Origin of the sequence: Pseudomonas sp. CFBP 8771 (assembly GCF_014841695.1) — a bacterium.
Lineage (GTDB): Bacteria > Pseudomonadota > Gammaproteobacteria > Pseudomonadales > Pseudomonadaceae > Aquipseudomonas > Aquipseudomonas baltica.
This window is the reverse complement of sequence record NZ_JACYUJ010000006.1, coordinates 390588-405947: the sequence shown is the minus strand read 5'-3', so window position 1 is coordinate 405947 and position 15360 is coordinate 390588. Positions and strand designations below refer to the sequence as shown.

Below are 15360 nucleotides of genomic sequence, written 5' to 3'. Positions count from 1 at the left end.
TCATAGAGGTGGATGTACGTCGATGTCGCGGGTAAGGTCGCTGCTGCAAGCCCCATGAGCTGTAAGCGACGTCACCGACACTGGATACGACTCTGTCCGCACTGGATACGACGCACCCTGTAGGCGGTTGATTTGCGCTGGTACATGATCACTCACGGCTCATCGCTGGCACCGTGTCGGCGCACCCGCCGCATGCGCGGCGATCGAGCATCCAGACAAGCGTGGCGCGCCGTCAGGCCCACGCCGAGAAAAACCGGGAGCACACCATGAAAGGTCCATCATCGATTCTGCTGGCTACTCTGCTGGGCCTGCCTGCACTGGCTCAAGCAGCGGAACCGGCGCGATGCGCCACTGTGAATTTCTCCGATGTCGGCTGGACCGACATCACCGTTACCACCGCGGTTACCAGTGCGGTGCTGCAGTCACTGGGCTACAAGACCAAGACCACCATGATTTCCGTGCCGGTGACCTACAAGTCCCTGGCCGATGGCAAGAACATGGACGTCTTCCTCGGCAACTGGATGCCGACCATGGAAAACGACATCAAGCCCTACCGCGACGCCGGCACCGTGGAAACGGTACGGGCCAACCTGGAAAACGCCAAGTACACCCTGGCCGTGCCTCAGGGACTGTACGACAAGGGCCTCAAGGATTTCGCCGACATCGTCAAGTTCAAGAAGGAACTGGACGGCAAGATCTACGGCATCGAGCCGGGCAACGACGGCAATCGCCTGATCCAGAGCATGATCGACAAGAACGCGTTCGGCCTCAAGGACGCCGGCTTCAAGGTGGTCGAATCCAGCGAGGCCGGCATGCTGTCGCAGGTCGACCGTGCTCAGCGGCGCAACACCGACGTGGTGTTCCTGGGCTGGGAACCGCACCCGATGAACACCCGCTTCAAGGTGCAGTACCTGACCGGCGGCGATGACTTCTTCGGCCCCAACTTCGGCCAGGCCACCATCTACACCAACACCCGCAAGGGCTACACCCAAGAATGCAGCAACGTTGGCCAGTTGCTGAAAAACCTGCAGTTCAGCCTGGCCATGGAGAGCACGCTGATGGGCAATGTCCTGGACGACAAGCAGAAACCCGACGCGGCCGCACGGGCCTGGCTGAAAAACAACCCACAGGTGCTCGATACCTGGCTGGCTGGCGTCACCACCATTGATGGCAAGCCGGGTCTTGAAGCCGTCAAGGCCAAGCTCGCGCAATAACGCAGGCAAGCGGGCCGGCGGTTGCCGGCCTCACCGGCCGGCACTTTGTTCCCTCGCATGCGGACACTCACTACCATGCTGACAGACCACAAGATCCCCCTGGGCGAGTACATCGCGGCGTTCGTCGATTGGCTCACTCAACACGGGGCCTCGACGTTCGATGCCATCGCATCCACGCTCGAAGCGATCATTCATGGTTTCACCGCCGGCCTCACCTGGTTCAACCCCTACGTACTCACCGCACTGATCGCCGCGCTGGCGCACTTCATCCAACGCAAATGGGGACTCACGCTGTTCGTGGCGCTGTCGTTCCTGCTGATCCTCAATCTGGGGTACTGGCAGGAAACCATGGAGACCCTGGCGCAGGTGCTGTTCGCCACCCTGGTCTGCGTGATCATCGGCGTGCCGCTGGGCATCGTGGCCGCGCACAAACCCATGTTCTACACGATGATGCGCCCGGTCCTCGACCTGATGCAGACGGTACCGACCTTCGTCTACCTGATTCCCACGCTCACCCTGTTCGGGCTGGGCGTCGTGCCAGGCCTGATTTCCACGGTGGTGTTCGCCATCGCCGCGCCGATTCGCCTCACCTACCTGGGCATCCGCGACGTGCCGCAAGAGCTGATGGACGCCGGCAAGGCCTTCGGCTGCTCGCGACGCCAACTGCTGTCGCGCATCGAACTGCCGCACGCCATGCCGAGCATCGCCGCCGGTATCACTCAATGCATCATGCTGTCGCTGTCGATGGTGGTGATCGCCGCCCTGGTAGGCGCCGATGGCCTGGGCAAGCCGGTGGTCAACGCGCTGAACACCGCCGACATCGCCCTGGGCTTCGAAGCCGGTCTGGCCATCGTATTGCTGGCGATCATGCTGGACCGAATCTGCAAACAACCTGACGTGAAGATAGGGGGTGATGCATGAGCATTATTCGATTCGACAACGTCGATGTGATCTTCGCCAAGGATCCACGCGAAGCGCTGAAGCTGCTCGACCAGGGCCTGACCCGCAACGAGATCCTGAAAAAGACCGGGCAGATCGTGGGCGTGGAAAAAGCCAGCCTGGACGTCAACAAGGGCGAGATCTGCGTGTTGATGGGGCTGTCCGGGTCGGGCAAGTCAAGCCTGCTGCGCTGCATCAACGGGTTGAACACCGTGAGCCGCGGCAAGCTGTTCGTCGAGCATGAAGATCGCCAGATCGACATCGCCGCCTGCACACCTGCGGAACTGAAGATGATGCGCACCCAGCGCATCGCCATGGTGTTCCAGAAGTTCGCCCTGATGCCCTGGCTGACGGTGCGCGAGAACATCAGCTTTGGCCTGGAGATGCAGGGCCGTCCGGAAAAGGAACGGCGCAAGCTGGTCGACGAGAAGCTGGAGCTGGTGGGGCTGACCCAGTGGCGCAACAAGAAACCCGATGAGCTGTCCGGTGGCATGCAGCAGCGTGTGGGCCTGGCTCGGGCGCTGGCCATGGATGCCGACATCCTGCTGATGGACGAACCCTTTTCGGCGCTCGATCCATTGATCCGCCAAGGCCTGCAGGACGAGCTGCTGGAGCTGCAACGCAAGTTGAACAAGACCATCGTGTTCGTCAGCCATGACCTGGACGAGGCGCTCAAACTGGGCAGCCGTATCGCCATCATGAAAGACGGGCGGATCATTCAGTACAGCGTGCCCGAGGACATCGTGCTCAACCCGGCCGACGACTACGTGCGGACCTTCGTGGCTCACACCAATCCACTCAATGTGCTGTGCGGGCGCAGCCTGATGCGCACGCTGGACAAGTGCACGCGCGTCAATGGTTCGGTGTGCCTGGACCCAGGCGTGGATTCATGGCTGAACCTGGGCGCCGGCAACTCGCTGACCAGCGCACGTCAGGGCGATGCCGTGCTCGACCTGCAAGGCTGGGCACCGGGGCAAGCCATGGAAGGCCTGGGGCGGCGCCCGACGTTGGTCCATGCCGACATCGGCATGCGCGACGCCTTGCAGATCCGCTACCAGACCGGGCACAAACTGGTGCTGCAGGACAGCGACAAGCAGGTGGTAGGCATTCTCGGAGACACCGAGCTGTACCACGCCCTGCTGGGCAAGAACCTGGGCTGAGCTTCCCTCCGCTGGCCACACCCTGTGGGCGCCATCCCCTGTAGGAGCGGTCAGCGGCCGCGAAGGCCTCGCCGCATTCCCCCTGATCCACCGCGCCGTCCTTTTCGCGGCCACCGACCGCTCCTACACGACTGTTCGATTCCCTGTAGGAGCGGTCAGCGGCCGCGAAGGCCTCGCCGCATCCCCCCTGATCCACCGCGCCGCCCTTTTCGCGGCCACGGACCGCTCCTACACGACTGTACGATTCCCTGTAGGAGCGGTCAGCGGCCGCGAAGGCCTTGCCGCATTCCCCCTGATCCACCGCGCCGTCCTTTTCGCGGCCACCGACCGCTCCTACACGACTGTGCGATTCCCTGTAGGAGCGGTCAGCGGCCGCGAATGCATCACCGCAACCTACCTGACACCCCCCTCTCGAAGCCCATTGCCTTCCCCTTCCCAATCCTCTAAAACCACGCGCACATTCACCTGTCCTTTTTTATTGATTGATCGTTCAATAAAAATAAACTAGACTGGCTTCAGTCGGCTGTCACTCACTGCCCGTACTGCAGGCCCAAGGAGATTTGCCCAATGCCCAAGGTCGGTATGCAACCCATCCGCCGCCAACAGTTGATCGAAGCCACGCTCCAGGCGGTCGATCAGGTCGGCATGAGTGACGCCAGCATCGCTTTGATTGCCCGTCTGGCCGGTGTGTCGAACGGCATCATCAGTCACTACTTTCAGGACAAGAACGGCCTGATCGCGGCGACCATGCGCCACTTGATGAACGTTCTGATCGACAACGTCGCCACACGGCGACAAGCCTTGAACGACGACAGCGCCAGGGCGCACCTGCAGGTGATCATCGAAGGCAACTTCGACGCCAGCCAGGTCAACGCTCCGGCCATGAAGACTTGGCTGGCCTTCTGGGCCACCAGCATGCATCAGCCGTCTCTGCACAGGTTGCAGCGGATCAACGATCACCGCCTGTATTCCAACCTGTGCTGCCAGTTTCGCCGTGAATTGCCGGTGGAACAGGCACGCAACGCCGCACGCGGCCTGGCCGCCCTGATCGACGGTCTGTGGTTGCGCGGCGCGCTGTCGGGCGATGCCTTCGACACCGCCCAGGCTCACCGTATCGCCTGCGAATACATGGACATGCAACTGGCAAAACAGCAGCGCTGAAGCTTCGCGCCTCGCCTGCTGCCACCTTAACTGCACCGCGAGGATCTTATGGCCCGTTTCCCAACGCAAAAACTCTACATCGATGGCGGCTACGTGGACGCCAGCGGCAGCGGCACCTTCGATGCCGTCAACCCGGCCACCGGTGAGGTGCTGGCGCAGGTCCAGCGCGCCACTGCCCAGGACGTCGAGAAAGCCGTCGCCAGCGCCGAGAAAGGCCAGAAAGTCTGGGCCGCGATGACCGCCATGGAGCGCTCGCGAGTGCTGCGCAAAGCCGTCGACCTGCTGCGCGAACGCAACGACGAACTGGCCCTGCTGGAAACCCTGGACACCGGCAAGTCCTATTCGGAAACCCGCTACGTCGACATCGTGACCGGTGCCGACGTGCTGGAGTACTACGCCGGCCTGGTGCCCGCCATCGAAGGCGAACAGATCCCGCTGCGCGACACTTCCTTCGTCTACACCCGCCGCGAGCCCTTGGGCGTGACCGCCGGTATCGGCGCCTGGAACTACCCGATCCAGATCGCCTTGTGGAAGTCCGCACCGGCGCTGGCCGCCGGTAACGCGATGATCTTCAAGCCCAGCGAAGTCACCTCGCTGACCACGCTCAAGCTGGCCGAGATCTACACCGAAGCCGGTCTGCCCGATGGCGTGTTCAACGTGCTCACCGGCAGCGGCAGCGAAGTCGGTGCGTGGCTCACCGAGCATCCGCGTATCGAGAAGATCTCGTTTACCGGCGGCGTCAGCACCGGCAAGAAGGTCATGGCCAGCGCCTCGAGCTCTTCGCTCAAGGAAGTGACCATGGAACTGGGCGGCAAGTCGCCGCTGATCATTTTCGACGATGCCGACCTCGACAAGGCCGCCGACATCGCCATGATGGCCAACTTCTACAGCTCCGGCCAGGTGTGCACCAACGGCACCCGAGTGTTCGTGCCCAACGCGCTGAAGGCCCAGCTGGAAGCGAAGATCCTGGAACGTGTGCAGCGTATCCGCATCGGTAACCCTGAAGACGAGAACACCAATTTCGGTCCGCTGGTGAGCTTTGCCCACATGGAAAACGTGCTGGGCCACATCGCCAAGGGCAAGGCCGAAGGCGCGCGCCTGCTGTGCGGCGGCGAGCGGCTGAGCGAAGGTGAACTGGGCAAGGGTGCGTTCGTCGTCCCGACCGTGTTCACCGACTGCAGCGACGAGATGACCATCGTGCGTGAAGAAATCTTCGGCCCGGTGATGAGCATCCTCGGCTACGACAGCGAAGAAGAAGTGATCCGCCGCGCCAACGCCACCGAGATGGGCCTGGCTGCCGGTGTGGTCACCCGCGATCTGAACCGTGCGCACCGTGTGATCCATCAGCTCGAAGCAGGCATTTGCTGGATCAACGCCTGGGGCGAGTCCGACGCGAAGATGCCGGTGGGTGGCTACAAGCAATCCGGTGTGGGCCGCGAGAACGGTATCAGTTCGCTGGCGCAGTACACCCGGATCAAATCGGTACAGGTAGAACTGGGCGATTACGTTTCGGTGTTCTGACCCGGGACCGCAGCGCGCCGTTCGCGGCCGATGACCGCTCCTACAGGGTCATCAGCCCCACCGACCCATTTTTTCAAAGAGGGAACCTCCATGTCCCAGGAATTCGACTACATCATCATCGGCGCCGGTTCGGCCGGCAACACCTTGGCCACGCGCCTGACCGAAGATCCGGGCGTGACGGTCCTGCTGCTTGAAGCCGGCGGACCGGACTATCGTCTGGACTTCCGTACCCAGATGCCCGCCGCCCTCGCCTTTCCACTGCAGGGCCGCCGCTACAACTGGGCCTACGAGACCGAGCCCGAGCCGCACATGGACAACCGTCGCATGGAATGTGGCCGCGGCAAGGGCCTGGGTGGCTCTTCGCTGATCAATGGCATGTGCTACATCCGCGGCAACGCCATGGACTACGACGGCTGGGCCAAGCTGCCAGGCCTGGAAGACTGGAGCTACCTGGACTGCCTGCCGTATTTCCGCAAGGCCGAAACCCGTGACATCGGCCCCAACGATTACCACGGTGGCGAAGGTCCGGTCAGCGTCACCACGCCCAAGCCCGGCAACAACCCATTGTTCGCCGCCATGGTCGAAGCCGGTGTGCAAGCAGGCTTTCCGCGCACCGACGACCTCAACGGCTACCAGCAGGAAGGCTTCGGTCCCATGGACCGCACCGTGACGCCCAAGGGCCGACGCGCCAGCACCGCGCGCGGCTATCTGGACCAGGCCAAGCAACGCGACACCCTGACCATCGTCACTCACGCCCTGACCGACAAGATCGTCTTCGACGGCAAGCGCGCGGTTGGCGTCAGCTACCTGGTCGGTGACAGCGACGAGCGTATTCAGGCCCGCGCCCGCAAGGAAGTGCTGCTGTGCGGCGGCGCCATCGCCTCGCCACAGATTCTGCAGCGCTCCGGCGTCGGCCCGGCCGAGGTGCTCCACCCCCTGGGCATCGACGTCGTGCATGACTTGCCAGGCGTGGGTCAGAACCTGCAGGACCACCTGGAAATGTACCTGCAATACAGCTGCACCCAGCCGGTCTCGCTGTACCCGTCGCTGAAGTGGTGGAACCAGCCGCAGATCGGCGCCGAATGGATGTTTCTGGGCACCGGCATCGGCGCCAGCAACCAGTTCGAGGCCGGTGGTTTCATCCGCTCGCGCCCTGAGTTCGAATGGCCGAACATCCAGTACCACTTCCTCCCGGTGGCGATCAATTACAACGGCACCAAGGGCGTTCAGGAACACGGCTTCCAGGCTCACGTGGGCTCGATGCGCTCGCCGAGTCGCGGCCGCGTCAACGTCAAGTCGAAGAACCCGCGCGACTACCCGAGCATCCTGTTCAACTACATGGCCAGCGAGCAGGACTGGCAGGAGTTCCGCGACGGCATTCGCCTGACCCGCGAGATCATGCAGCAGCCGGCGCTGGACCAGTACCGCGGGCGTGAAATCAGCCCAGGCATCGAAGTGCAGACGGACGAGCAACTGGACCAGTTCATCCGCGAGCATGCCGAAACGGCTTATCACCCGTCGTGCTCGTGCAAGATGGGCACCGACGACATGGCCGTGGTCGATGGTCAGGGTCGCGTGCATGGCCTGCAAGGCTTGCGTGTGGTCGACGCTTCGATCATGCCGATCATCACCACCGGCAACCTGAACGCGCCGACCATCATGATCGCCGAGAAGATCGCCGACCGCATTCGTGGCCGCAAGCCCGAAGCGCGTTCGACCGCGGCCTACTATGTCGCCGGCGATGCGCCAGTACGCGGCAAGCCGATGCGCGAAGTGGGCGCGACCACCCGCGGCTGATCCGGATTTGCTCCGTGCCGGTGGCAGGCCTAAGCTGTGGGCCTGCCAGATTCCGGGTCGGTCTGCGGGCCCTTTGGCGGCCGCGTGCTGTTCCTACAGGACACTGTAATCCCCTGTAGGAGCGGCCTGCGGCCGCGAAAAGGCCAAGCGCCGACGCCCTCCAGAGGCCCGTCCATGTTCGATTTCACCGCCCCCCTGCAACAACGTTTCGCCGCCTTGCGCACCCGCGCCGAATTCTTCTCCCTGCGCCACGTGCGCCAATCCAGCCAGCACCTGGCCGTGCGCAAGAACATTGCCGAACCGCCGAGCCTGAATCTCGACGAAGGGGTGATGATCACCGTTCGAGTGAATGGCGTGGAAGCCTATGCCGCCACCGGCGACCTTTCCCTGCGGGGGTTGCAGCAGGCATTGACGCGTGCCGAACAGCAGGCAGGCGCGATCGCCGCCCATGCCCTGCTCGACCTGAATGAGCAACCCGTCAGCAGTGCGCGCAACGACTACCTCTCGCCTGACGTACAGGCTGCCTTTCCAACGCTCGCGCAGTGCTACCAACTGCTCAATGAAGAATCGGCCAGCGTGCCCGACGACTCCCGCCTGGTCAGCTGGTATGCCGGCCTGGGCGTCACCGATGTCGAACAGATCTACCTGAACAGTGCCGGCGCGCAGATCCGCCAGGCGCAGCGCTTCGTCTTTCCTGGCTTGAGCGTCACCGCTTTCGATGGCAACGACAGCCAGACCCGCAGCCTGGGCCGCGACAATTTCGGCCAGCAAGGCGGTGTCGACGTGATAGAGCGCTGCGGCATCGTTGGCGCGGCTCGCCAGGTCGCCGACCAGGCCCTGCAGTTGCTGCTGGCGCCCAACGCCCCACAGGGCCCGCGCGACCTGCTGCTGACGCCCGACCAGATGATGCTGCAGATTCACGAATCCATCGGCCACCCCTTGGAGCTGGACCGCATCCTGGGTGATGAGCGCAACTACGCGGGCACCAGCTTCGTCAAGGTCGAAGACTTCGGTCACCTGCAGTATGGCTCGCCGCTGCTCAATGTGACCTTCGACCCGGACATTCCCCACGAGCTGGCCAGTTATGCCCATGACGACGACGGCACTGCAGCGAGCAAGCAGTGGCTGATTCGCGATGGCGTACTGGTCCGGCCACTGGGCGGCGCGCTGTCGCAATACCGCAGCGGCATGGCGGGCGTGGCCAACAGCCGCGCCAGCAGCTGGAACCGGGCGCCGATCGACCGCATGGCCAACCTCAACATCGAACCGGGCGAGCACAGCCAGGCGCAATTGATCGCCGGCATCGAGCACGGCATCCTGATGTCCACCAACCGTTCCTGGTCGATCGACGATGCGCGCAACAAATTCCAGTTCGGCTGCGAATGGGGTCGGTTGATCGAGAACGGCGAACTCAAGGGCGTGGTCAAGAACCCCAACTATCGCGGTATTTCCGCGAGCTTCTGGAAAAAACTCAGCGCCGTGGGCGACGCCAGCACGCTGCAGGTGCTGGGCACGCCCAACTGCGGCAAGGGCGAGCCCAACCAGGTCATTCGTGTGGGGCACGCTTCGCCCAGTTGCGTGTTCAGCCAGATCGACGTTTTTGGAGGTGACGCATGAGCCATCACGCCGAGCATTTCCAGGCACTGGTGCAGTGGCTGCGCCAGGCTGCGGCCCCAACCCAGCGCTTCACCCTGAGCTACAACGCCGAGGCCTCGGATTTCATCCGTTTCAACCACGCCCGGGTACGCCAGGCGGGGCAGGTTGCCCAGGCCACGGTGTCGCTGAAGCTGATCGAAGACGGTCGTCAGGCCGAGCTGCAACTGACCTTGGCCGAGGACCTGGAGGTGGACCGGCAGCGTCTGACCCAGGCCCTGCACCAGTTGAGCCAGACGCTGCCGCTGCTGCAACCGGACCCCTACCTGCAACTCGACACCTCGCCGTGGCAGACCCGTCATGTCGACGACACGCCCTTGCCCGATGCGGGTCAGGTGGTCGAACAGATAGGTTCGGCGGCCAGCGGCCTGGACCTGGTCGGCATCTATGCCGCGGGCACGATCTGCCGCGGTTTCGCCAACAGCGACGGGGCCTGCGGTTGGCATCAGGCCAACAGTTTCAATTTCGATTTCAGCCTCTTCCATGCCAACGGCGAGGCAGTCAAGGCGAACTATGCCGGCCAGCAGTGGCAGGCACGCGCCTTCGCCGATCGCCTGGCCCAGGCCCGCGAGCAGCTGGAGCACCTGAGCCGACCGCCCAAGGTGCTGTTGCCGGGCGCGTATCGCGCCTACCTGGCGCCGGCGGCCCTGGATGAAATCATCGGCATGCTCGGCTGGGGCGGTTTCTCTGCACAAGCCATCGCCAGCAAGAACAGCCCCCTGCAACGGCTGTACGCCGGCGAGGCACGCTTGAGTGCGCAGGTGAGCTTCGAGGAGCGCATCAGCGGTTCGTTGACCCCGGCGTTTTCCCAGGAAGGCTATCCGCGCAAGGACCTCTCGCTGGTCAGCCACGGTTTGGCCGTCGAACGCCTGGTGGACTCGCGCAGCGCGGCCGAATACGGCCTGCAAGGCAACGGCGCGGACAACTCGGAAATGCCCGGCGCGCTGCAGATGGCCGCCGGCGACCTGCCTTTGGCCCAGGTGCTGCAACGCCTCGGCACCGGGCTGTACATCAGTAACCTGTGGTACCTGAACTACTCCGACATGCCAGCGGCGCGCATGACCGGGCTGACTCGGTTCGCCACTTTCTGGGTGGAAGATGGTCAGATCGTTGCACCGGTCCAGACCATGCGTTTCGACGACAGCGTCTACAGTGTCCTGGGTGACCAGTTGGAAACGTTGACAGTGGAGCGCGAGCTGATTCTGTCGACCAGCACCTACGGCGAGCGTCAGACCAGCTCCAGCCTGTTGCCGGGCGCGCTGTTCAAACGGTTGCTGTTGACGCTGTAGGAGCGGTCCGTGGCCGCGAAAAGGGCACCGCCATCGGCCTGACACACCTCGGCGACCCCTTCGCGGCCGATGACCGCTCCTACAGTAGGTTGCGGCATTGCGGTCACTGTAGGAGCGGCCCGTGGCCGCGAAAAGGGCGCCGCAGAGCGTCAGGTACACCGCGGCAACCCTTCGCGGCCGGTGACCGCTCCTACGACAGGTCGCGGCGACGCGGTAACCGTAGGAGCGGTCCGTGGCCGCGAAAGGTACACCGTAGAGTGTCAGGTACACCGCGGCGCACTTGTCGCGGCCGGTGACCGCTGCTACGGGGTTTGCCATGAACATTCGTCATCCACCTCAAACAACAAGAGGCCCCATGTCCACGCGCCCAACACTGGATCCCGCTACCGCTCGCTGGCTGCCCTGGGTCATCGCCATTGCCTTCTTCATGCAGGCCCTGGACGGCACCATCCTCAACACCGCGCTGCCGGCCATGGCCAGCGACCTGGCGGAAAACCCGTTGCGCATGCAATCGGTAATCATCGCCTACATGCTGACGGTCGCGCTGCTGATCCCCGCCTCAGGCTGGATTTCCGACCGCTTCGGCACGCGCAAGGTGTTCTTCAGCGCCATCATGCTGTTCAGCATCGGCTCGCTGCTGTGTGCACTGTCCCAGAGCCTGGCGATGCTGGTCGCGGCTCGGGTCATTCAAGGCCTGGGCGGTGCCCTGATGCTGCCGGTGGGCCGGCTGGTGGTGCTGCGCGCCTACCCGCGCTCGGAACTGGTGCGCATCCTCAGCTTCATCACCGTGCCTGCCTTGCTCGGCCCGCTGCTGGGGCCGACCCTGGGTGGCTGGATGGTCGAATGGCTGAGCTGGCACTGGATCTTTCTCATCAACCTGCCGGTGGGCGCACTGGGCTGCTGGGCGGTGTGGCACTTCGTGCCCGACCTGCGCGGCGCCGCACGCACGCGCTTCGATGGCATCGGCTTCGTGCTGTTCGGGGCGGCGATGGTACTCATCACCATCGCCATGGAGGGCCTGGGCGAGCTGCACTTGCCGCACCTGCGAGTGATGCTGCTGCTGTTCGTCGGCATGGCCTGCCTGGCCGCCTACTGGCTGCGGGCGGGGCAGATCGACAACCCGCTGTTCTCGCCGAACCTGTTTCGCACGCGCACCTTTGCCATCGGCATTCTCGGCAATCTGTTCGCCCGCCTGGGCAGCGGCGCCCTGCCGTTCATGGTGCCGTTGCTGCTGCAAGTGGCCCTGGGGCATTCGCCTTCGGAAGCCGGCATGAGCATGATTCCACTGGCGGCAGCCGCCATGGTTTCCAAGTCGTTTTCCCGGCCGATCATCGAACGCTTCGGCTATCGCATCGTGCTCACCGGCAACACCTTGCTGCTGGGCGTGTTGCTGGCCAGCCTCGGCCTGGTCTCGGAAACCACCCCCTACTGGTTGCTGTTGACCCAGCTGGGCTTGCTCGGCGCAGTCAACTCGCTGCAGTTCGCGGCGATGAACACCGTGACCCTGATCGATCTGGACGACGAAAGCGCCAGCAGTGGCAACGGTCTGCTCTCGGTGGTGGCGCAGCTCTCCCTCGGCCTGGGCGTGGCCTGCGCCGGTGCACTGCTGGGCGGATTCACCGCGTCCCTGGGCAACGAGGGTGTGGACACGGTGCTGGGTGCGTTCCAGGCCACGTTCCTGACCATCGGGTTGATGGCGATGCTGGCTGCCGGGATCTTCGTGCAACTGTCCGACAGCGATGGACGGCGCGCACCTCGTCAGGAACCTCCGGTGGAGCACTAAGCAGGCTTAGGGCGAAAGGCCACGGGGCTGATACACTGCGCGACATTTTGTTTTGCAGGCCCGTCCCGTGACCACCATTGCCACTGCTTTCAACACGCTGCCCCTGTCCGCCGCCATGCTGGCCAACCTGGAATCCCTCGGGTATGCCCAGATGACGCCGATCCAGGCGCAGAGCCTGCCGGTGATTCTCAAGGGCATGGACCTGATCGCCCAGGCCAAGACCGGCAGCGGCAAGACGGCCGCGTTCGGCATCGGCCTGCTGAACCCGATCAACCCGCGCTATTTCGGCTGCCAGGCGCTGATCATGTGCCCCACGCGCGAGCTGGCCGACCAGGTGGCCAAGGAAATCCGTCGCCTGGCCCGCGCCGAAGACAACATCAAGGTGCTGACCCTGTGCGGCGGCGTGTCGTTCGGCCCGCAGATCGCCTCGCTGGAACACGGCGCGCACATCATCGTCGGCACGCCGGGACGCATCCAGCAACACCTGCGCAAAGGTTCGCTGGTGCTCGACGGGCTCAACACGCTGGTGCTCGACGAAGCCGACCGCATGCTCGACATGGGCTTCTACGACTCTATCGCCGACATCATCGAGCAGACCCCGGAACGCCGGCAGACCTTGCTGTTCTCGGCCACCTACCCGGTCGGCATCAAGCAGCTGTCGTCCAAGTTCATGCGCGACCCCCAGCAGGTCAAGGCCGAGGCACTGCATGCCGACAGCCAGATCGAGCAGCGTTTCTACGAAATCTCGCCGGATGACCGCATGGCCGCCGTGGTGCGCGCCCTGGGCCACTTCCGCCCACAGTCGTGCGTTGCCTTCTGCTACACCAAGCAGCAATGCCAGGAAGTGGTCGATCACCTGACCAGCAAGGGGATCAGCGCCGTGGCGCTGCATGGCGACCTGGAACAGCGCGACCGCGACCAGGTTCTGGCAATGTTCGCCAACCGCAGTACGTCCGTGCTGGTGGCCACCGACGTGGCCGCCCGTGGCCTGGACATCGATGCCCTGGACATGGTGATCAACGTCGAGCTGGCGCGTGACTCGGAAATTCATATCCACCGCGTGGGCCGTACCGGTCGCGCCGGCGAGAAAGGCCTGGCCATCAGCTTCGTCGCTCCCGCCGAGGCGCACCGCGCCCAGGCCATCGAGCAACTGCAGAAGTCGCCGCTGGCCTGGGCCGAACTCGACAGCCTGACTTCCAAGGGCGGCGAGCCGCTGCTGCCGCCAATGAGCACCCTGTGCATCGGCGCCGGGCGCAAGGACAAGGTACGGCCGGGCGACATCCTCGGCGCGCTGACTGGCGATGCGGGCATTCCCGGTACCCAGGTCGGCAAGATCGCCATTTTCGATTTCCAGGCCTACGTGGCCGTGGAACGCGGGATCGCCAAGCAGGCGCTGCAGCGTCTGAACAGCGGCAAGATCAAGGGCCGTTCGCTGCGCGTGCGGATTCTCTGACCGCAGGCCAGGCCTCTTCGCGGGCAGAGGGCTCGCCGCCCGCCCCGCTCCCACAGGGTGATGTCCGAACGCTTAACCTTGTGGGAGCGAGGCTCTGCCCGCGAAGAGGCCTCCCCTGATACCCCCGATTCGAGAGGACCCAGCAGTGCGCTCTACCCCCGTCATCATCATCGGCGCCGGTGCCGCCGGCCTCATGTGCGCCTTAAGCGCTGCACAGCGAGGCCGCGAGGTACTGCTGATCGACCACGCCAACAAGCCGGGCAAGAAGATCCTCATGTCCGGCGGCGGTCGCTGCAACTTCACCAACATGTACACCGAACCGGCCAACTTCCTCTCGCAGAACCCGCACTTCTGCAAGTCTGCCCTGGCGCGCTATACCCAGTGGGATTTCATCGCCATGGTGGCCAAGCACGGCGTGCTCTACCACGAGAAGAAACTCGGCCAACTGTTCTGCGACAACAAGTCCAGTGACATCCTCGGCCTGCTGCTGGCCGAGTGCGAAAGCGCCGGCGTCGAGTTGCGTATGGACACCTCGGTGCAGTCCATCGAGAAAACCGCCGAAGGCTATCGTTTGCAGACTTCATTGGGCCTGCTGGCGTGCCAGTCGTTGGTGGTGGCCACTGGCGGGCTGTCGATTCCGACCCTGGGCGCGACCGGCTTCGGCTACCAGATCGCCCGCCAGTTCGGTCACAGTGTGCTGCCCACCCGCGCAGGGCTGGTGCCGTTCACCATCACCGACCAGCTCAAGGACATCTGCACCGAGTTGTCCGGCACCTCGGTGGATTGTGTGGCCAGCTGCAACGACCAGGCGTTTCGCGAGAACCTGCTGTTCACCCATCGCGGCCTGAGCGGGCCGGCGATCCTGCAGATTTCCTCGTTCTGGCAGCCCGGCGACACCGTCGAGATCAACCTGCTGCCCGATCACGATGCGTTGGCGTGGCTGCAGCAACAGCAGGCCGAGCGGCCCAATTCGGAGCTCAAGACCCTGCTGGGTGAAGTCTTCACCAAGAAAATGGCCAACCTGTTGGCCGAGCACTGGTTCGTGTCCAAGCCGATGAAGCAGTACACCCCGGCCGAGCTGCAGACGGTAGCGAACGCACTGGGCGCCTGGCAGTTGGTGCCGGCCGGCACCGAAGGCTATCGCACCGCCGAGGTGACCCTGGGCGGCGTCGATACCCGCGAGGTGTCGTCCAAGACCCTGGAATCGCTGAAGAGCCCAGGGTTGTATTTCATCGGCGAGGTGCTCGATGTCAGCGGGCATCTGGGCGGCTTCAATTTCCAGTGGGCGTGGGCCTCCGGATACGCAGCCGCGCAGTACGTGTAGCACGCCGGGGATCTGCGACGCTGCCGGACGCGGCTCGCGCCGCTGCTACAGAGTCCCCACACTCTC

At 64.0% G+C, this 15360-nt stretch carries 11 protein-coding genes; all 11 read left to right on the top strand.

Translation table 11 applies throughout. The annotated features are described in order from the left end of the window. Positions 1 to 266: 266 nt before the first annotated feature. The 11 genes from IFT80_RS16365 (at position 267) to IFT80_RS16315 (ending at position 15294) form a co-directional block, all read left to right on the top strand. Positions 267 to 1214 carry a choline ABC transporter substrate-binding protein gene (locus tag IFT80_RS16365; protein ID WP_122479799.1) on the top strand — a complete coding sequence of 316 codons (948 nt, stop codon included), beginning with the start codon at positions 267 to 269 and terminating at the stop codon, positions 1212 to 1214. 75 nt (positions 1215 to 1289) lie between these two features. Beyond that, positions 1290 to 2135, top strand: coding sequence for a choline ABC transporter permease subunit (choW, locus tag IFT80_RS16360; protein WP_043192362.1), 846 nt, complete (start codon positions 1290 to 1292; stop codon positions 2133 to 2135). Beyond that, positions 2132 to 3313, top strand: a complete 1182-nt coding sequence (gene choV, locus IFT80_RS16355; RefSeq protein WP_122715900.1) for a choline ABC transporter ATP-binding protein — start codon at positions 2132 to 2134, stop codon at positions 3311 to 3313. Before choW ends, choV begins: the two co-directional genes overlap by 4 nt. Before the next feature lie 567 nt (positions 3314 to 3880). Then, positions 3881 to 4474: a transcriptional regulator BetI gene (betI, locus tag IFT80_RS16350; protein ID WP_122479801.1), complete on the top strand. Its 594-nt coding sequence runs from the start codon at positions 3881 to 3883 to the stop codon at positions 4472 to 4474. Positions 4475 to 4522: 48 nt separating this feature from the next. Further along, on the top strand, positions 4523 to 5995 hold the full coding sequence (betB, locus tag IFT80_RS16345) for a betaine-aldehyde dehydrogenase (protein ID WP_192137880.1): 1473 nt from the start codon (positions 4523 to 4525) through the stop codon (positions 5993 to 5995). A gap of 90 nt (positions 5996 to 6085) precedes the next feature. Then, positions 6086 to 7792, top strand: coding sequence for a choline dehydrogenase (betA, locus tag IFT80_RS16340; protein ID WP_192054995.1), 1707 nt, complete (start codon positions 6086 to 6088; stop codon positions 7790 to 7792). Positions 7793 to 7966: 174 nt separating this feature from the next. Further along, positions 7967 to 9409: a TldD/PmbA family protein gene (locus IFT80_RS16335; protein ID WP_192054997.1), complete on the top strand. Its 1443-nt coding sequence runs from the start codon at positions 7967 to 7969 to the stop codon at positions 9407 to 9409. After that, the gene (locus tag IFT80_RS16330) at positions 9406 to 10734 is read left to right on the top strand and encodes a TldD/PmbA family protein (protein ID WP_192137879.1); all 1329 of its coding nucleotides are present in this window, start codon (positions 9406 to 9408) and stop codon (positions 10732 to 10734) included. The genes IFT80_RS16335 and IFT80_RS16330 overlap by 4 nt, the downstream gene beginning before the upstream one ends. 355 nt (positions 10735 to 11089) lie before the next feature. Then, positions 11090 to 12517 carry a multidrug transporter subunit MdtD gene (gene mdtD / locus IFT80_RS16325; RefSeq protein ID WP_192055000.1) on the top strand — a complete coding sequence of 476 codons (1428 nt, stop codon included), beginning with the start codon at positions 11090 to 11092 and terminating at the stop codon, positions 12515 to 12517. Between the two features lie 115 nt (positions 12518 to 12632). Next, positions 12633 to 13970: an ATP-dependent RNA helicase DbpA gene (dbpA, locus tag IFT80_RS16320; protein ID WP_244652461.1), complete on the top strand. Its 1338-nt coding sequence runs from the start codon at positions 12633 to 12635 to the stop codon at positions 13968 to 13970. Between the two features lie 145 nt (positions 13971 to 14115). Next, positions 14116 to 15294 (top strand): aminoacetone oxidase family FAD-binding enzyme, encoded by a 1179-nt coding sequence (locus tag IFT80_RS16315; RefSeq protein WP_192055003.1) that lies wholly within the window; start codon positions 14116 to 14118, stop codon positions 15292 to 15294. The last annotated feature ends 66 nt before the right edge of the window (positions 15295 to 15360 follow it).